Genomic DNA, 17,588 nt, shown 5'->3' on the forward strand with positions numbered 1-17,588 from the left:
GGGGGTGCCGGGCGGGCTGGGAATCCCTCTCCCGTTACAGGCGGGCGATGTCGCCCCGGGGCATTCGAGGGGCCCGGCGGGGTGGGGTGTGGCCCGATAGGAGGATGAGGCGGGTGGCTCGGTGGCGTTGGCCCTCGTAGGGGGTGAGGAGGGCCAGCATTTCTTCGTCGTCGGCGTTTCTGTTGTCTGCCAGGGCGTGGCCGACGATGCCGGGGAGGTGGAGATCGCCGACCGTGACCGCGTCCGCCGCGCCGTTTGACCGTTGGAGGGTCTCGGCCGAGGTCCAGGGGCCGATGCCGGGGATCAGTTCCAGGCGGGCCATGGCCTCCGGGAGCTCCATGGCGGCCGCCTCCTCCAGGCGGCGGGCCACACGTACCGCGCGCAGGATCGTGGCCGAGCGTTTGGCGTCGACGCCTGCGCGGTGCCATTCCCAGGACGGGATCAGCGACCAGGTGCGGGCGTCCGGCATGACGTGCAGGCCGAGGGCGGTGAACGCGGCGTGGTCCGTGGGGCCGGGCGCCGGGGTGCCGTGCTTGCGGACCAGATAGCGCCAGGCCCGGTATGCCTCGTCCGTGGTGACCTTCTGTTCGAGGATCGACGGGATCAGGGACTCCATGACCAGGCCGGTGCGCAGCAGGCGCAGGCCGGGGCGGCTGTGCCGGGTCAGGGCGAGCAGCCGGTGACGCGGGCGGAAGGCGTCCGGGTCGTCCATCGCGCCGAGCAGCGTCGGGAGCTGGTCCAGCAGCCAGGGTGCGCCCGGTCCCCAGGCCGTCGCCCCGATCCGGCCGTCCCGGGCCGAGACGCGGAGAGTGCCGGGGCCCGCGGGTGTGCGGCCGGCCCGCCAGACCGCGCCGTCCCGGGTCATCCGGAAGGTGGGGTCGGCGGGGCCGCGGCGCAGCGGGCCGAGGACCAGGCGCAGGTCGAGCGGGCCGGGCGGGGTCCAGTCGCGGGTCAGCGCGTCCGTCGCCGGGGCCGCCGTCTGGTGGGGGACGGCCGCGCGAGGGGCGCTGCGGGGTGCGAATCGTCCTGCCACGGTGAGGTCCTCGGTCGTCGGGGGTGCCTGTCGAGGGTAAGCGCAGTGGCGGGTGCCCGGGGTTATTCGTCGGACGAGAAGCGCACCGCGGCGTCCGGCAGGACCGCCCCGCACCAGATGCGGATGCCGTCGCGCAGTTCGTTGTCGGCGCCGATCCGGGCCCCGTCCCCGATGACCGCGCCGGTCAGCACCGTGCGGCTGCCTATCCTGGCGCCGGCTCCGACCAGCGAGTCCGTGATCACGGCTCCTGGTTCGACGACCGCGCCGGCCAGCACCGCGGAGCCGTCGATCCGGGCTCCTTCGCCGATCAGGGCGCCCTCGCCGATGACCGTACCGCCGCTGAGTTTGGCGTCGGCGGCGACGGAGGCCGTCGGCAGGACGAGCTGGTCGCCGCACCGGCCGGGCACGGCCGGGGACGGGGCGCGGCCCAGGACCAGGTCTGCGGAGCCGCGTACGAAGGCCTGCGGGGTGCCGAGGTCCAGCCAGTACGTGGAGTCGACCATGCCCTGGAGGTGTGCGCCGGAGGCGAGCAGTCCGGGGAAGGTCTCGCGCTCGACGGAGACCGGCCGGCCGGCCGGGATGGTGTCGATGACCGACCTGCGGAAGATGTACGCCCCCGCGTTGATCTGGTCGGTGACGATCTCCTCGGGCGTCTCGGGCTTCTCCAGGAACGCGGTGACCCTGCCGCTGTCATCCGTCGGTACGAGGCCGAAGGCGCGCGGGTCCTCGACCCGGGTGAGGTGGAGGGAGACATCCGCTCCGGAGGTGGTGTGCGAGGCGACCAGCGCCCGGATGTCGAGGCCGGTGAGGATGTCGCCGTTGAAGATGAGCACCGGTTCGTCGGGGCCCGCGGTGAGCCGGGACGCGACGTTGCGTATCGCTCCGCCGGTGCCGAGCGGTTCGCGTTCGGTGACGTACTCGATGTGGAGGCCGAGCGACGAACCGTCCCCGAAGTACGGTTCGAAGACCTCTGCCAGATATGACGTCGCGAGCACGATGTGCTCGACCCCGGCAGCCCGGGCACGCGCCAGCTGGTGCGTGAGGAACGGGACGCCCGCTGCCGGAACCATGGGTTTGGGAGTGTGCACCGTGAGCGGGCGCAGCCTGGTTCCCTTGCCGCCGACCAGGAGGATCGCTTCTCTTGCCTCTGTCACAGCGCTGACTCTGCTTCCTGGTGGGGCCTGGCCTGGTTTCGGCTGGCCAGTGTATGCAGACCGGTCCGATCGTCCCCGGTCAGCAGCCCCCAGCGGTCCGCAGCAGCCTTTCGCGGTGTTCTGTTCAGCGGCCCTGCAGATGGGCGGAGCTGGTCCGGGCCGAGCCGAGCTTCTTGTAGAGACGCGCTCCGGGGCATTCGGTTGCGAAGCCGTCCCGATGGCCGGAGATGACGTTGAGTTTGACCTTCTTTCCCTTCTTGAACTTGTTCCCGCCGCCCGAGACGAGCGTGGTCTTGCCGCTCGGGTCGGCCCCGAACAGGCCGAGCTTCCAGGCGGTGAGCTTCGCGACGGCGTCCACCGCGGCGGCGGGAGGGTTCGATGCGGTGAAGGTTCCGAGCACCGCGATGCCCACGGTGTCGGTGTTGAAGCCGAGCGTGTGCGCTCCCAGGACGGCCTTTGTCACGCCTCCGGCACGCCCTTCGTAGATGTTTCCGCACTTGTCGACGGCGAAGTTGTAGCCGATGTCGCGCCAGCCGCCGCTCTTGACGTGGTAGCGGTAGATGCCGCGCAGGACCGAGGGCGCCTGGGAGCACGTGTAGTTGTTGCCCGTGGCGCTGTGGTGGATGAACGCGGCCTTGACGGTCTTGGTGTACACGAAGGCGCGCTCCCTGAGCTTCTCGTCGGCGCCCCAGCCCTTGCGGGTGATGATGCGCGGCCGGGGGCCGATGTACGGCTGGGCGCCGGGCACGAGTCCGGCCTCCTCCTCGCTGCGTGCCTCGGTCTCCGCCTTGCTCAGGGCGGGAAGCACGCTCGCGTCGAGCGGCGCGGTGCGGTCGTCGCCGGTATCCCCGGCATCCCCGGCGCCCTCGGGGCCTGCTGCGGGGAGCTGCTGCGGGTCCTTGCCGGGGTCGACGAGTTCGAGGCGCAGCCCGGTGGGCAGCGGTACGGCGGGGGCGTTCCGGTCCTGCGGGTCGGTGGTGTCCGGGCGTGCGCGGACCGCGACGCCGTCCGAGTCGCCGACCCAGAGCGGGGCGGTGGAACCGCGGACGGTGCCGGATTCGCGCTCGGCGGTCCCTGGGTCGGCGCCGTGCTCGGCGTTGTGCGTCTCCAGGTCCTGCCAGCCCGACCAGCGGGTGGTGCCGGTGGCGCGGGTGCGGACCTGGACGGTGCCGTGGAGTTCGGTGTCCGGGTCGTCCCAGACGACGCCGACCAGGGAGAAGGGGTGGACCTCGCGTTCGGGCAGCCCCTGTTCGGCGGACTCGGCGGTCCGGGTGGGATCGCCGGTGGCCCGGCCGGACGGTGCCGGCAGGTACGACATCGGCAGGGACTGCGTCGAGCCCGCCACATCGGAGGGCTCGGCGGACTCGGCGGGGGCGGTGGGGGTGTCGGGGGCCGCGCCCGCGGGCACGGCCAGCGGCAGTACGAGTACCGCCGCACAGGTGACACCGATCGAGGATGCAAGGAAGGCACGCATACGAACGATCCTGGTCATACTCCGACAACTACGGCTACCGGGGTATCTCCGCACAATTGACGGGCCGTCTGCCGAACCGGTGCATCCGGCGCCTGTTGGCCCCGCCCGGCCCGGCTCCGCCGCGTACCCTTGCGCGGATGAACGCCACCGACCGCACCCCCGCCGACCTGCTGCGTTCCGCGCTCGCCGCGGACCCGGCCCGCCCCTTGGTCACTTTCTACGACGACGCCACCGGAGAACGCGTCGAACTGTCGGTGGCCACCTTCGCCAATTGGGTGGCCAAGACCGCCAACCTTCTGCAGGGCGACCTCGCCGTGGAACCCGGCGACCGGCTCGCCCTTCTGCTGCCCGCACACTGGCAGTCCGCGGTCTGGCTGCTCGCCTGTTCCTCGGTCGGTGTGATCGCCGATGTGCAGGGCGACCCGGCCGGCGCCGACCTCGTCGTCAGCGGCCCGGACACCCTGGAGGCCGCGCGCGCCTGCCGCGGCGAGCGGGTCGCCCTGGCGCTGCGCCCGCTGGGCGGCAGGTTCCCGCAGGCACCCGAGGGTTTCGCGGACTACGCGGTCGAGGCGCCGAGCCAGGGCGACCGGTTCGCCCCGTTCGCACCCGTGGACCCGGAGGCTCCCGCGCTGGCGGTGGGCGGCGCCGAGCTGACGGCGGCGCAACTGGTGGCGCGGGCCCGCGAGGATGCGGCCGGTCTGGGCCTGACCGCCGGGTCGCGGCTGCTGACGGGACGTACGTACGACAGCTGGGAAGGCCTGAGCGCGGGGCTGTTCGCGCCGCTGGCCGCCGGGGGGTCCGTGGTCCTGTGCCGGCATCTGGGGCAGCTGGGCGAGGACGGTCTGGCGAAGCGCGTCGAGAGTGAACGGGTCACCAACACCGCGGTATGACAAGCGCCCTGAGGGCCACTCATACGGCCCATACCGGGTCGAGTCCTCAGGACTGCGCGTCAACTCCGGTACATGATCGGCGGTACAGACCACTCGGGACACAACCAAGCGTGAGGTTCAGCCGTCTACTCCTGCGACCGGCGGCCCAGCGCGCCGCCGAACGTGAAGGATGGACGCAGACGTGAGCGAAAGCGCCGGCCCGCCGGACGACTCCGACGACTCGGCTGCGGGCGAGGGCAAGTCGCAGGCCGGGGACGGCTCCGGCGCCGGCCCGGAGTCCCTCGCCGAGCACCGGCGCCTCTGGCTGCGCTGGACCGCGCTCGGCGTCTCGCTCGTCGTCCTGGCCGCGTCGGGCCTCGGCTGGTGGCTGTACCAGAAGCTCGACGGCAATATCAGGACCGACACCTCGACGGCCGCCGAACTCAAGGCGTACGACCGGGAGCGGCCTGCCACCGTGGTGCACGACGCGGAGAACATTCTGCTCATCGGCTCCGACAGCCGGGCCGGTGACAACCGCAAGTACGGTCATGACGACGGCGGCAGCCAGCGCTCGGACACCACGATCCTGCTGCACCTCGCCGCGGACCGGAAGAGCGCCACCGCGATGTCCCTGCCGCGCGATCTGATGGTGGAGATCCCGGTCTGCCACAAAGCGGACGGTACGTCCACGAAGAAACAATTCGCCCAGTTCAACTGGGCCTTCGAATTCGGTGGCACCGCCTGCACGACCCGTACGGTCGAGAAGTTGACCGGCATCCGGATCGACCACCAGATGGTCGTCGACTTCAACGGCTTCAAGGACATGGTCGACGCCGTGGACGGTGTCGAGGTCTGCCTCAAGAAGCCGGTCAATGACACCGACGCCCATCTGAAGCTCCCCGCCGGGCGCCACAAACTCAACGGCGAGCAGGCGCTGGGGTACGTACGGGCCCGCAAATCCATCGGCAACGGCAGCGACACCGAACGCATGGACCGCCAGCAGCAGTTCCTGGGCGCGCTGGTGAACAAGGTGCAGAGCAACGGCGTCCTGCTCAATCCGACCCGCCTCTACCCGGTGCTGGACGCGGCCACCAAGGCGCTGACCACGGACCCGGGCCTGGACAGCCTCAAGGACCTGTACGAGCTGGTGCGCGGCCTGCGCAACGTACCGACCGACAAGGTGCAGTTCCTGACCGTGCCCCGGCAGCCGTACACCGCCGACCCGAACCGGGACGAACTCGTCCAGCCCGACGCGAAACGGCTTTTCAAGCGGCTGCGCGAGGACACTCCGGTGGCCGTGGTCCCGGCGGACCGGCTCAAGGGCGACGACGGGAAAAACAATGCCGCGACGGATACACCGGACGCCGCGGGCCCGAGTCCCACACCGACCTATTCGGGCAACAACGCGGCGGCGGACCTGTGCAAGCAGTAAAGCAATTCCCAAGCAAAAGCCGGTGATCGGCGCGTAATGAGCAGAATGACCAGTTGTAAGGAGCGTGGAATTTGTCACGCTCGTCGCTCGGCGCCGAACCGGGCCGATAGTGTGACGCGATCCGGTGCTTCCGGCCGCCAGGCCGCGCACTTCGGAGCGAAAGATCGAGCGCCTGATCGGGGGAGGCGCCTCGCGTGGCACCGACGGAGGACTCAAGCAACCGTGGATGCGCAAAGCCGTGGGCGGGCGGATGAATTCGACCCCGCAGACCAGTGGGTCCTCAACCCGCACACCGGTGATTACGAACTGCGACTGAATCATTCCGGAGGGGATTCGACCGGCGTTTCCCAGCCGTCCGGCCCGCGCGTCCCCCGTCGCAGAGAACCGGTCCGCGACGGTGGCGGCGAGCGCCGGGGTCCGGCCCGTGACGGGCGCGGGACCGCTCCGCGCCGCGAGGTGCCGGGGCAGCGCAGCCGCCGTTCGGCCAATGGCCCGCGCGGCCAGGAGGGTTCCGGCCGCGGCGAGACGTCCGGCCGCCGCAGCCGCAAGGCTCCCAAGGCGCGCCGCAAGAAGGCGTTGCTGTGGACGGGCGGCGTGATGGCCTTCGTGCTGGTCGGCCTGTCGGTGGGCGGGTACGCGCTGTACCAGCACTTCAACGGCAACCTGAACACCGTCGACGTCGGCGACGCCGGCAACAAGAACGTCGTCAACGCCGACGCCCCGGTCAACATCCTGATCATCGGGACCGACAAGCGCACCGGTAAGGGCAACGAGGGATACGGCGACAAGGGCAGCGTGGGCCACGCCGACACCAACATCCTCTTCCATGTCTCCAAGGACCGCACCAACGCGACGGCGCTCAGCATCCCCCGCGACATGATCACCGACATCCCGGACTGCACCACCATCCAGCCGGACGGCTCGGAGAAGGTCATTCGGGGTACGCAGAACGTCCGCTTCAACGAAAGCCTCGGCCAGGAGGGCCGCAACCCGGGCTGCACCATGGATACGGTCAAGGAGATCACCGGCCTGAAGGTCGACCACTTCATGATGGTCGACTTCAACGCGGTGAAGGAGCTGTCCACCGCGGTCGGCGGCGTCAAGGTCTGTCTGGCCAAGCCGGTCAAGGACAAGGACTCGCATCTGAACCTGTCGGCGGGTGAGCACAAGATCCAGGGCGAGGACGCCCTGGCGTTCGTGCGGACCCGGCACAGCTTCGGCAATGAGAGCGACCTGGACCGGATCAAGGTCCAGCAGCAGTTCATCGCCTCGATGATCCGGCAGATGCAGTCGGACGACACCCTGACCAGCCCGACCAAGCTGTACAAGCTGGCGGACGCGGCGACCAAGGCGCTCACCGTGGACTCCGGCATCGGCTCGGTGAAGAAGCTGACATCGCTGGCCCAGGAACTCGGCAAGGTCAACACCAAGAACATCACCTTCACGACGGTGCCGGTGCTGGACAACCCGGCCGAGAAGATCCATGCCACCGTCGTGCCGGACCCGGCCAGGGCCGACCCGCTGTTCGCCATGATGCGTGAGGACACCTCGCTGACCGAGGTGAAGTCGCAGAAGAAGGCCGCGAAGAGCAAGCAGGACGCGCTCCTCAAGGGCACCAAGGCCGCCGCGGCCGACGTACGCGTCGATGTGTACAACGGCGGCAAGATCCCCGGTGCCGCGCAGACGACCGTCGCCTGGCTGCAGAACAACCAGGGCGTACTCAAGTCCACGAACAAGGCCAACGCCCCGGCGAAGACCGCCAGGACGACGCTGGAGTACGCACCGAACCAGGCGGACCAGGCCCGTGCGCTGGCCGCCATGATGGGCCTGCCCGGCTCGGCCCTGAAGAAGGGCACCACGGACGCCGAAGGGCTCCAGGCGATGGTGCTGACACTGGGCGCCGACTTCAAGGGCGCGGGCATTCCCATCGCCGGACCGGCAAAGGCGCCGGCAGACATACAGCAGGCAAACGCCGCCAAGGCAGAGTGCGCCAAGTGACACCGGGTCACTGCGCCACACCACGAGTCTGAGCAGCAGGGGGGTCCCGGTGGAACGGAGCAGTACGCCCGGGGAGGGGACGCGACCACGCGTCCGGCACGCCGGCCAACACGGCTGGGACGACGGGCTCTACGAGGATGCCCCGGAGAAGGGGCCGGACTCCGGCACGTCCGGCCGACGGGCCGCCCCGGCGGACAGCGGCCATCGGCGCGGCGGTCCCAAGCGGCGCGGCAAGAAGGGCAAGCGCCGTGTGCTGCGCTGGGTGGCTGCGGTTCTCGCGCTGTTCATACTCGGCGGCGCGGGCGCCGGATACCTCTATTACGAGCACCTCAGCGGGAACCTCAAGAAAGAGGACCTGAACATCGGCGACAAGAAGATGGCCGAACACAAGGCCAATGCCGCCGGTCAGACCCCGCTGAACATCCTGCTCATCGGCTCGGACGCGCGGGACTCCAAGGAGAACCAGAAGCTCGGCGGGGCCAAGGACACCTTCGGGGCGCCGCCGCTGGCCGATGTGCAGATGCTGCTCCATCTCTCCGCCGACCGCAGCAACATGTCGGTGATCAGCATGCCGCGCGACACACTGCTGAAGATCCCGAAGTGCACCGACCCGAAGACGAAGCATGTCTACCCCGCGACCACGGGCCTGGCGATGACCAACGCGACGCTCGGCCGCGGCGGTCCCGGATGCACCGTGGCCACCTGGTACGAGCTCACCGGCATCACCATCGACCACTTCATGATGATCGACTTCGCCGGTGTGGTCTCGATGGCCGACGCGATCGGCGGCGTCCCGGTCTGTGTCAAGGGCAACGTCTACTCCCACACGAGCACCGGCAAGGGCTCCGGGCTGAAGCTGGAGAAGGGCACCACGAAGGTCAAGGGCAAGCAGGCCCTTCAGTGGCTGCGGACCCGCTACGGCTTCGAGGACGGCACCGACCTCGGCCGCACCCACGCCCAGCACATGTACATGAACTCGATGGTCCGTGAGCTGCGCAAGGGCACCAAGCTCACCGACCCGGGCAAGCTGACAGACCTCGCCGAGGCGGCGACCAACGCGCTGACGGTCGACAAGGGCGACAAGGGCCTCGGCAGCCCCAAGAAGCTGTACGACCTCGCGGGCGAGCTCAAGAAGCCGCCCACCAAGCGCATCACGATGACGACGATGCCGAACGTCTACGGAACGGGCGTGAACAAGGGCCGGGTGCTCCCCAAGCCCGGCGAAGCCGATCAGCTGTTCCAGATGGTCCGCGACGACATCCCGCTCGACGGCAAGGCGTCCAAGCGCAAGGCCCCGGCCGCCAAGAAGCCCACGTCGCCCGTCGCCGAGATCCCGGTCAGCATCCGCAACGGAACCCGCACCGACACCGAGTACCCGGTCAAGGGCCGCGCGACAGCGGTCAAGGAGCTGCTGACCGGAAAGGGCTTCACCCAGACCACGGTCGACACGCAGAACACCGCGGCGGCGGCGCGCACCGGGGTGCTCTTCCCCAGCGTGGACATGGAGGGCAATGCCCAGGCCGTCGCCAAGGCGCTCGGTATCCCGCTGACGGCGGTGAAGAAGTCGACCGACGTCTCGGGCATCACGCTGACCGTGGGGGCCGACTGGCGCGAGAACGGGGACTACCCCGCGTCCAGCGCCAAGGAGAAGACTCCGGAGAGCGCCCGCGCCCTGAACGGCGACGACGAAACGGCCTGCATGGACATCCAACCGGGCTTCGGCTGGTAGCTCGGGACCGGGCACAACGCACTGTGGGGGCCTTCCGGCACATCGGAAGGCCCCCACACCGTGTCGGCAGCTACACCGTGACGGCCGGGCGCCGGCTGGCGATGACCTTCTTCGCGAGCGAGCGCGGGCTCGTCAGGAAGCCGTACCCCCACGACATGTGCATGGTCGCCAGAGCCACCGGGATCTGTGCCCGCGCCTTCAGCGACAGACCCTTGCCTGCCGGTACGGACCCGGCGACGATCGCCGCGGCGTACCCGGCGGGGACGACGAACGCCCACGGGGTGACGGCCGCACCGACCACGATGCCCGCCGCGATCGCGCAGACGGCGGCGGGCGGCGCCAGGTAGCGCAGATTGATCGAGCCGGAGTGGTAGCGGGCGACGACGTGCCGCCAGCGGCCGTAGTCCTTGTACTGCTTGGCCAGCGCCTTGATGGAGGGCCGCGGCCGGTACTGCACCTTCAGTTCGGGCGAGAACCAGATCAGACCGCCCGCCTCGCGGATGCGGAAGTTCAGCTCCCAGTCCTGGGCGCGGATGAACTCCACGTTGTAGCCGTCCGCCTTCTCCAGGGCCTCACGGCGGAAGACACCGAGATATACGGTCTCCGCCGGGCCCGCCTGGCCGCCGGTGTGGAAGGCCGCGTTGCCGACGCCGATCTTCGACGTCATGGCCGCGGCCACGGCGTCCTCCCAGGCGTTCTCGCCCTCGGCGTGCATGATGCCGCCGACGTTCTGCGCACCCGTCTCCTCCAGGAGGCGGACGGCCGTCGCGATGTAGTTCGGCGAGAGCATGCCGTGACCGTCGACCCGCACGACTATGGGGTGGCGAGAGGCCTTGATCGCGGCGTTGAGAGCGGCGGGGGTGCGGCCGGTCGGGTTCGGGACGGTGTGGACGCGGGGGTCCTCGCGTACCAGCTCCGCGGCGATCTCGTCCGTACGGTCCGTGGAGGGGCCCAGCGCGATCACCACCTCCATCTCACCTGCGTACTCCTGCTCCAGGATGTGCCGGACGGAGTTCCTGAGATGGCGTTCCTCATCGAGCACCGGCATGATCACGGAGACGGCGGGGTGCTGCGCGGCAGACATGATGGTCCTCGGGTGGTCCTCGGGGGCGCCGGGGGTTCGCACCCCACCAGGCGGCGTTATTCGGCCGCCACGTTACCGCGAATGGGGGACACCGGCGCGCGCCACCGGGTCGCTTCGCGGAGTGCAGATCATATGGGCCTACTGTGCGAACGGTCCCCCTTGCACCGCGGAGGTTCCCCCCGTGCCCACGCCGCACCCCTCCCCCCGTTCGCCGCGCTCCCGCCCGGTTCCGCCGCAGCGCAGGTCCAGAAAGCAGGACGAACGGCCACGCTGGGGCATGCGGGTGGTGACCGGTCTCTCCGTGCTGGTGCTCGGGGCCGGCGGCATCGGCCATGCGGTGGTGACCAGCCTGGAGACCGGGATCGACCGGGTCGACCCGTTCAAGGACATGAAGAACCGGCCCCGCGGGGGCAATGGCATGAATCTGCTGCTCGTGGGCACCGACGGGCGCGACAAGATCACCCGGGAGGAGAAGGAGAGGTACCGGCTGGGCGGTGCGCCCTGCAACTGCACCGACACGATCATGCTGGTGCATCTGTCGGCGGACAAGGAGCGCGCGAGCATCGTCTCGCTGCCGCGGGACAGCTACGCCGAAATCCCCGAGCACAAGGACCGGAGCACCGGCCGGATCCGCGCCGCCCACCCGGTGAAGCTGAACGCCGCCTACGCCGAGGGCGGGCCGGGTCTGACCGTGCGGGCCGTCGAGCACATGACGGGCGTCAAGATCGACCACTACCTGGAGGTCGACTTCACCAGCTTCATGAAGACGGTGGACACCCTGGGCGGGGTGCAGATCTGCACGGCCCGGCCGCTGAAGGACTCGTACACCGGTCTCGTTCTCCCCGCGGGCACCCATGATCTGAACGGCGGGCAGGCGCTCCAGTACGTGCGCTCCCGGCATGTCGACGGGGCCGCCGACCTGGGCCGGATGCAGCGCCAGCAGAAGTTCCTCGCCTCGCTGATCAAGCAGGCGACCCGCAGCGGTGTGCTGCTGAATCCGGTGAAGTTCCGGGACGTCGCCTCGACGATGCTGAGGTCGGTCCGGGCCGACAAGGGGTTCGGTACGGAGCAGATGCTGGAGCTCGGCCAGGCGATGCGCGGCTTCTCCCCCGCCTCGTCCGAGTTCGCCTCCGTACCGATGGGGAACGTCGCCTATCCGGTCAAGGGCATCGGCACCACAGTCAGGTGGGACGAGCGGAAGTCGAAGAAGCTCTTCCAGGCACTGCGCGACGACCGGCCGCTCGCCCCGGAGCGGCCCGAGCAGCCGAAGGACGTGGTGAAGGTCGGTGTCGCCCCGCGGCAGATCCGGGTCCAGGTCTACAACGGGACCTCGAAGGACGGGCTCGGCAAGGCGGTCGACGACGCACTGCACGCCACCGGTTTCAACACCACGCGGGCCCCGCTGAACGGGAAGCCGCAGGATCTCAAGCGCACCCTGATCACCTACGACCCGCGCTGGGACCTGTCCGCGAAGTCCCTGGCCGTGGCGTTGCCCGGGGCCGAGCTGCGGGTGGTGCGGGGGCAGGGCCCCACGATGAAGGTGACGGCGGGCCCGGACTTCGAGAAGGTGCAGCGCGTGCGGGCCGAAGAGACGAACCGGGGCGAGTTCGGCACGGTCACGGGCGATCAGGTGGCCTGCCCGTGACCGCGGGCGCGTCTGCCCGTGACCGCGGGTGAGCCGGGGCTCAGTCCTCGATGCCGTCCGCTATGCGCTTCTCGCGCAGTTCCTTGATCGCGCGGCGTCGGGCGAGGCGGTGGGTGCGCCGGATCTGCGCCTCCTGGTAGCGCCGCTTGTCGCGCCCCGTCTCCGGGATGACATGCGGTACGGGGCGCGGCTTGCCGTCCGCGTCGACCGCGGCGAACACCAGATACGCGCTGCCGACCTGCTGGGCGGGGGTGGATTCGTTCCACCGCTCGGCCATGACCCGGACGCCGACCTCCATCGAGGAGCGGCCCGTCCAGTTCACCTGGGCGCGGACGTGAACAAGGTCACCCACGCGGACCGGCTCCAGGAAGACCATCTCGTCCATCGAGGCCGTCACCGCGGGTCCGCCGGAGTGCCGGCCGGCCACGGCGCCCGCCGCGTCGTCGACCAGTTTCATGATCACGCCACCGTGCACCGTGCCCAGCAGATTGGTGTCGTTGCCGGTCATGATGTGGCTGAGGGTGGTCCGGGAAGCGGCGGTCGGCTTGCCCGGAATGTTGCCCTCCGGGCGCGGGGCCTGATCTGTCATGACGTCCACCTTATTGCGGGGCCGCGGAGCCGCAGACATTGCATCAGCTTGGCAACAGCCGTGGCCCGATATCTCACACCCTCTGTAATACCGGCACGCCCTGACTGCACACTGGACCACATGAGCGACAGGCCCGGTGGATGGACCGACGACAACCGCGATGACCGCTACGGGCGGGGCAGCGACAGCGCCCAGCCCGAGGGCGCCCGCGTCATGCGGAACGTCCAGCGGAACCCCGTACCGCCCCAGCAGCGTCCCGCGCCGCCTCAGCAGTATCCGACGGCGCCGCGGCAGCGCCGGCCCGAGGCACCGCAGTACCCCGGCGGCTACGACGAGGACCCGGGGTACGACAGCGGTTACAACACCGGCCAGGTCTACGGCGGCGGCCACGGTGGCGGTGGTCAAGGTGGCGGCCGGGGTGACAGCGGTTACGTCCAGGGCCGGCCCGCGCCGGACTGGCGACGCCGAATAAAGGTGGGCGCCCTGACCCTCGTGGTCGTGGTGCTGGCCGTCTCCGTCGGCACGTACTTCTGGGCCGACTCCAAGCTCAAGCGCGAGGTGGACCTCTCCAAGGTCATCGAGCGGCCGAAGGGCGGCGACGGCACCAACTATCTGATCGTCGGCTCCGACAGCCGCGCGGGCATGACGGCCGAGGACAAGAAGAGACTCCACACCGGCTCCGCCGAGGGCAAGCGGACCGACTCGATGATGATCCTGCACGACGGATCGAACGGGCCGACGCTGGTCTCCCTGCCGCGTGACTCCAACGTCGAGATCCCTTCGTACAAGGGCTCCGACTCCGGCAAGCTCTACCCGGCCCGCGGCCGCTTCACCAAGCTGAACGCCGCGTACGCCGAGGACGGGCCCGAACTTCTCGTCCGTACCGTCGAGTTCAACACCGGACTGCACATCGACCACTACGTCGAGATCGGCTTCGGCGGCTTCGCCAAGATCGTGGACGCGATCGGCGGGGTGGAGCTCGACATCCCCAAGGCGTTCAAGGACAAGTACTCCGGCGCCGACTTCCAGGCGGGCAAGCAGACCCTCGACGGCCAGCAGGCCCTCGCCTTCGTCCGCACCCGGCACGCGTTCGCGTCCGACCTGGACCGTACGAAGAACCAGCAGAAGTTCCTCGCGGCGCTGGCGAGCCAGACGGCGACGCCGTCCACGATCCTCAACCCGTTCAAGCTGTACCCGACGATGAGCGCCGGGCTGGACACCCTGACCGTGGACAAGGACATGTCGCTGTGGGACCTGGGCCAGATGTTCTTCGCGATGAAGGGCGTCACCGGCGGTGACGGCACGTCGATGAACATGCCGATCTCGGGATCCACCCACGGGAACCTGGTCTGGGACAAGGCCAAGGTCAAGCAGTTGGTGGAACAGCTCGACAACGACGAGAAGGTCACCGTCTCCGACAACTGACGGCAGGCAGGTGCAGGGCCCGGACGGTTCGCCGTACGGGCCCTGCTCCATGCCGGGTCCGGGTCCGGGAAGCCCGGCCCGTCCGCGCCGTCACTCTTGCGGCCTGCGCCCCTGGGCCAGCACGGCCACATGCGGCAGCGCCAACCGGCCGTCGTCCGCCACGAATTCGGTGCACAGCGCGTCGTACTCCCGCTTGGCCGCGGCCACCCCCGCCGGCCCGCGGCTGTTGACCAGCTGCCCGATGGCGGCCACACCGGCGGCCGGCCCGGCCCACCAGTCCTCCGCCCCGACGCGGTGGTCCCAGGCCAGCGCCTCACTCCGTACGCCCCCGAGACCCGCCGCCTCCAGCAGCACGCCCAGACCTTCCCGGGTGCGCGGGAAGTTGTGCTCGGGATCGACGGTGGCCAGCCACTGGGGCCGGGTCAGCCCCGCCGCCTCGGCGGCCCGCCCGATCAGAGCCTGGCCGGGCGCGCCCGGCACCTGCCAGATGGTGACGGCAACCCGGCCGCCGGGCCGGGTGATCCGGCGCAGCTCGGCCAGGGCGTCCAGCGGACGGCCGACGTGGTTGAGCACGAAGTTCGCCACGACGGCATCGAACTCGCCATCGCGATAAGGGAGTTGCGGAAGCACCCCGCACCGGACATCGGCCCCGGGTACGGCACGCCGGGTCAACTCCACCATTCCGGGATCGGCGTCCACGGCCCGTACGACCGCACCGCGCCCGACGGCCGCCGCCGTCACGCTGCCGCTGCCGCACCCCACATCGAGCACCCGCGTTCCCGGCCCGACCCCGGCTCCGTCCAGCAGCGCGGGCACCGCATGGGCGCACAGCCGCGCGAAGGTCCGCGCATAGCTCTCGGCCCGCCCGTCCCAGATCCGCCGCTCGCTCACGTCGAACGCGGTCATCGCACACCTCCCGCGGGCCCCTGCGGCTCGACCTCGTCCAGATCCTCGTACAACGCGTCCAGGACCCGCCCCGTGGGCTCGCCCTCCGGTGTCAGCTCGGCCAGGCACCAGCCGGGCAACTCCTGCTCGATCTCGGGCGGAAGGTCGTCGTCGGCCGGGTCGGCCAGTCCGTAGAGAAGGCCGAACGCGGTCTCCTTCGCCACCTCGCGGGCTATCTCCCCCAGGTCGCCGGGGCTCAGACCGAGAGCCAGCGCCCGCTCGACGGCACCACCCGCGAGCCCGTCCTTCCGGTAGGCCTCGACCCAGTCGGGGGCCGCCGTACTCCACCCGTCGATGTCCTGCCAGACCATGCGCAGGAACCGGTAGCGGGCGAGCTGCGGAATGTTCTCCTCGGCCTCGGAGCCGGCCCAGCCCTCGGCGTCGTCGGCGCCGAGCGCGGTGAACAGGCCGGTGAGTTTGTCGATGTCGGTCATGGAAGGGGAAGGTACGCCACGAGGCCGCAGAGCCGGGCCGCCCCCGGCCGCAAGTGCTCTACCGGAGAAGAAGCTCCACGGCGTGGACCATCCGCCTGAACGATCTGCTCCCCTCCGCCACTGCGCGCAGGTCCATCACGCCCGAGAACTTGGCCTGATGCAGCGTCTCCTTGCAGGACTCCCGCATCAGTCCTTCCAGCTGACTCCTGGCCCCTCTTCTGGCTTCGGGATCAGCCGGCGCCACCGCGTCGTCCTTAGCCGCCACCGCGGCCGCTCGCCGCGGCGCTGCTCAGCAATACCGAAGAGCGGGCCCCGGGCCGCGATGTTCCCGTACGTCCGGGCCGCGGCGAACGCGTCCGCCTCAGTGACCAGGGACACCGGATCGTCCCGGTGCTGCACATTGATGACGAGGTGATCCGGCGGTGCCTGATGGTGATCACTCATGCACCCGGTGCGCCGAGACCGCCGGTGGAAGGTGCGGTAAATACGGGAAACCGGTCATCCCGGCGCCGGTGGTCGGCACCGGGACGACCGGTCTCCCTGGTACGCGTTACGGACTGCGGGTGCCGGTTACGGCAGGTTCCGCGCCATGACGATCCGCTGGACCTGATTCGTGCCTTCATAAATCTGCGTGATCTTCGCGTCGCGCATCATCCGCTCCACCGGGTAGTCCCGCGTGTAGCCGTAGCCGCCGAGCAGCTGGACCGCGTCCGTGGTGATCTCCATCGCGACGTCGGAGGCGAAGCACTTGGCCGCGGCGCCGAAGAAGGTGAGGTCGCTGTCGAGGCGCTCGGACTTGGCGGCGGCCGAGTAGGTGAGCTGGCGGGCCGCCTCCAGCTTCATGGCCATGTCGGCGAGCATGAACTGGACGCCCTGGAAGTCGCCGATCGGCTTGCCGAACTGCTTGCGCTCCTGGACGTAGCCCTTGGCGTAGTCGAGGGCGCCCTGGGCGATGCCGAGGGCCTGTGCCGCGATCGTGATGCGGGTGTGGTCCAGGGTCTTCATCGCGGTGGCGAAGCCGGTGCCCTCCTCGCCGATGATGCGGTCGGCCGGGATCCGGACGTTGTCGAAGTAGACCTCGCGGGTCGGGGAGCCCTTGATGCCGAGCTTCTTCTCCGGGGCGCCGAAGGAGACACCCTCGTCCGACTTCTCGACGACGAAGGCGGAGATGCCCTTGGAGCGCTTGGTCGGGTCGGTGACGGCCATGACCGTGTAGTACTCGGATTCGCCCGCGTTGGTAATCCAGCGCTTCACACCGTTGAGCACCCAGAAGTCGCCGTCGCGCACGGCCCTGGTCTTCATGCCCGCCGCGTCGGAACCCGCGTCGGGCTCGGAGAGGCAGTACGAGAACATGCCGTCGCCCTTGGCGAGCGGGCCCAGGTACTTCTTCTTCAGGTCCTCGGAACCGGAGAGGATCACGGGGAGCGAGCCGAGCTTGTTCACGGCCGGGATGAGGGAGGAGGAGGCACAGACGCGGGCCACCTCCTCGATCACGATGACCGTGGCGAGGGCGTCGGCGCCCGCGCCGCCGTACTCCTCGGGTACGTGCACCGCGTGCAGGTCCGCGGCGGTCAGGGCGTCCAGCGCCTCCTGCGGGAAGCGCGCCTCCTCGTCGACCGCTGCCGCGTGCGGGGCGATCTTCGCCTCGGCGAGCGCACGCACCGTCTCGCGGAGCATCTCGTGCTCCTCGGCCGGACGGTACAGGTCGAAATCGGTCGAACCCGCCAAGACGCTCACTCCCCATAAATGCTAACTACCGTTAAGTAACCCAATTTTA

The 17,588-nt window shown here is 69.8% G+C and carries 14 protein-coding genes and 1 pseudogene; 6 read left to right on the forward strand and 9 right to left on the reverse strand.

From position 1 onward, the window contains the following. Positions 1-34: 34 nt before the first annotated feature. From ACGFU7_RS27745 to ACGFU7_RS27755, 3 genes are all read right to left on the reverse strand, one after another. Positions 35-1,033 (reverse strand): DNA-3-methyladenine glycosylase family protein, encoded by a 999-nt coding sequence (locus ACGFU7_RS27745; RefSeq protein WP_393699199.1) that lies wholly within the window; start codon positions 1,031-1,033, stop codon positions 35-37. Between the two features lie 62 nt (positions 1,034-1,095). After that, complete coding sequence (locus tag ACGFU7_RS27750) at positions 1,096-2,187, reverse strand: sugar phosphate nucleotidyltransferase (protein ID WP_393699200.1); 1,092 nt, start codon at positions 2,185-2,187, stop codon at positions 1,096-1,098. A gap of 124 nt (positions 2,188-2,311) precedes the next feature. Then, on the reverse strand, positions 2,312-3,661 hold the full coding sequence (locus ACGFU7_RS27755) for a peptidoglycan recognition protein (RefSeq protein WP_393699202.1): 1,350 nt from the start codon (positions 3,659-3,661) through the stop codon (positions 2,312-2,314). A gap of 137 nt (positions 3,662-3,798) precedes the next feature. On the opposite strand from ACGFU7_RS27755, the gene ACGFU7_RS27760 reads away from it, so the two are divergent. From ACGFU7_RS27760 to ACGFU7_RS27775, 4 genes are all read left to right on the forward strand, one after another. After that, positions 3,799-4,551, forward strand: a complete 753-nt coding sequence (locus ACGFU7_RS27760; protein ID WP_393699204.1) for a TIGR03089 family protein — start codon at positions 3,799-3,801, stop codon at positions 4,549-4,551. Positions 4,552-4,720: 169 nt separating this feature from the next. Further along, entirely contained in the window at positions 4,721-5,962 is a 1,242-nt protein-coding gene (locus ACGFU7_RS27765) for an LCP family protein (RefSeq protein WP_393699206.1), read from the forward strand. A 222-nt stretch (positions 5,963-6,184) separates the two neighbouring features. Continuing rightward, positions 6,185-7,960, forward strand: a complete 1,776-nt coding sequence (locus tag ACGFU7_RS27770; protein WP_393699208.1) for an LCP family protein — start codon at positions 6,185-6,187, stop codon at positions 7,958-7,960. Positions 7,961-8,009: 49 nt separating this feature from the next. Next, complete coding sequence (locus tag ACGFU7_RS27775; RefSeq protein ID WP_393699210.1) at positions 8,010-9,689, forward strand: LCP family protein; 1,680 nt, start codon at positions 8,010-8,012, stop codon at positions 9,687-9,689. 70 nt (positions 9,690-9,759) lie between these two features. Here ACGFU7_RS27775 and ACGFU7_RS27780 read toward each other — a convergent pair whose 3' ends face one another. Next, positions 9,760-10,773, reverse strand: a complete 1,014-nt coding sequence (locus ACGFU7_RS27780; RefSeq protein ID WP_393699211.1) for a glycosyltransferase family 2 protein — start codon at positions 10,771-10,773, stop codon at positions 9,760-9,762. 277 nt (positions 10,774-11,050) lie between these two features. On the opposite strand from ACGFU7_RS27780, the gene ACGFU7_RS27785 reads away from it, so the two are divergent. Then, positions 11,051-12,418, forward strand: a complete 1,368-nt coding sequence (locus ACGFU7_RS27785) for an LCP family protein (protein WP_393699363.1) — start codon at positions 11,051-11,053, stop codon at positions 12,416-12,418. 40 nt (positions 12,419-12,458) lie between these two features. On the opposite strand, the gene ACGFU7_RS27790 is transcribed toward ACGFU7_RS27785, so the two are convergent. After that, on the reverse strand, positions 12,459-13,007 hold the full coding sequence (locus ACGFU7_RS27790) for an acyl-CoA thioesterase (RefSeq protein WP_393699213.1): 549 nt from the start codon (positions 13,005-13,007) through the stop codon (positions 12,459-12,461). Between the two features lie 120 nt (positions 13,008-13,127). Here ACGFU7_RS27790 and ACGFU7_RS27795 point away from each other — a divergent pair, with 120 nt between their 5' ends. Next, positions 13,128-14,432 (forward strand): LCP family protein, encoded by a 1,305-nt coding sequence (locus tag ACGFU7_RS27795; protein ID WP_393699215.1) that lies wholly within the window; start codon positions 13,128-13,130, stop codon positions 14,430-14,432. 90 nt (positions 14,433-14,522) lie between these two features. Here ACGFU7_RS27795 and ACGFU7_RS27800 read toward each other — a convergent pair whose 3' ends face one another. From ACGFU7_RS27800 to ACGFU7_RS27815, 4 genes and pseudogenes are all read right to left on the reverse strand, one after another. Then, positions 14,523-15,338, reverse strand: coding sequence for a class I SAM-dependent methyltransferase (locus ACGFU7_RS27800; RefSeq protein WP_393699217.1), 816 nt, complete (start codon positions 15,336-15,338; stop codon positions 14,523-14,525). Beyond that, positions 15,335-15,811 carry a hypothetical protein gene (locus ACGFU7_RS27805; RefSeq protein ID WP_393699219.1) on the reverse strand — a complete coding sequence of 159 codons (477 nt, stop codon included), beginning with the start codon at positions 15,809-15,811 and terminating at the stop codon, positions 15,335-15,337. The genes ACGFU7_RS27800 and ACGFU7_RS27805 overlap by 4 nt, the downstream gene beginning before the upstream one ends. A 255-nt stretch (positions 15,812-16,066) precedes the next feature. Further along, positions 16,067-16,255, reverse strand: a pseudogene (locus ACGFU7_RS27810) (DUF5954 family protein); the annotation flags it as partial. Positions 16,256-16,381: 126 nt separating this feature from the next. Beyond that, positions 16,382-17,539, reverse strand: a complete 1,158-nt coding sequence (locus ACGFU7_RS27815) for an acyl-CoA dehydrogenase (protein ID WP_393699220.1) — start codon at positions 17,537-17,539, stop codon at positions 16,382-16,384. Between the last annotated feature and the right edge of the window lie 49 nt (positions 17,540-17,588).

It is taken from the genome of Streptomyces sp. NPDC048473, from assembly GCF_043200155.1.
Lineage (GTDB): Bacteria > Actinomycetota > Actinomycetes > Streptomycetales > Streptomycetaceae > Streptomyces.

Excerpts from the sequence above, each read along its gene's own strand:
- ACGFU7_RS27755 (WP_393699202.1), bottom strand. The coding sequence starts at position 3,661 with ATGCGTGCCTTCCTTGCATCCTCGATCGGTGTCACCTGTGCGGCGGTA.
- ACGFU7_RS27760 (WP_393699204.1), top strand. The coding sequence starts at position 3,799 with ATGAACGCCACCGACCGCACCCCCGCCGACCTGCTGCGTTCCGCGCTC.
- ACGFU7_RS27765 (WP_393699206.1), top strand. The coding sequence starts at position 4,721 with ATGGACGCAGACGTGAGCGAAAGCGCCGGCCCGCCGGACGACTCCGAC.
- ACGFU7_RS27780 (WP_393699211.1), bottom strand. The coding sequence starts at position 10,773 with ATGTCTGCCGCGCAGCACCCCGCCGTCTCCGTGATCATGCCGGTGCTC.
- ACGFU7_RS27785 (WP_393699363.1), top strand. The coding sequence starts at position 11,051 with ATGCGGGTGGTGACCGGTCTCTCCGTGCTGGTGCTCGGGGCCGGCGGC.
- ACGFU7_RS27790 (WP_393699213.1), bottom strand. The coding sequence starts at position 13,007 with ATGACAGATCAGGCCCCGCGCCCGGAGGGCAACATTCCGGGCAAGCCG.
- ACGFU7_RS27795 (WP_393699215.1), top strand. The coding sequence starts at position 13,128 with ATGAGCGACAGGCCCGGTGGATGGACCGACGACAACCGCGATGACCGC.
- ACGFU7_RS27800 (WP_393699217.1), bottom strand. The coding sequence starts at position 15,338 with ATGACCGCGTTCGACGTGAGCGAGCGGCGGATCTGGGACGGGCGGGCC.
- ACGFU7_RS27805 (WP_393699219.1), bottom strand. The coding sequence starts at position 15,811 with ATGACCGACATCGACAAACTCACCGGCCTGTTCACCGCGCTCGGCGCC.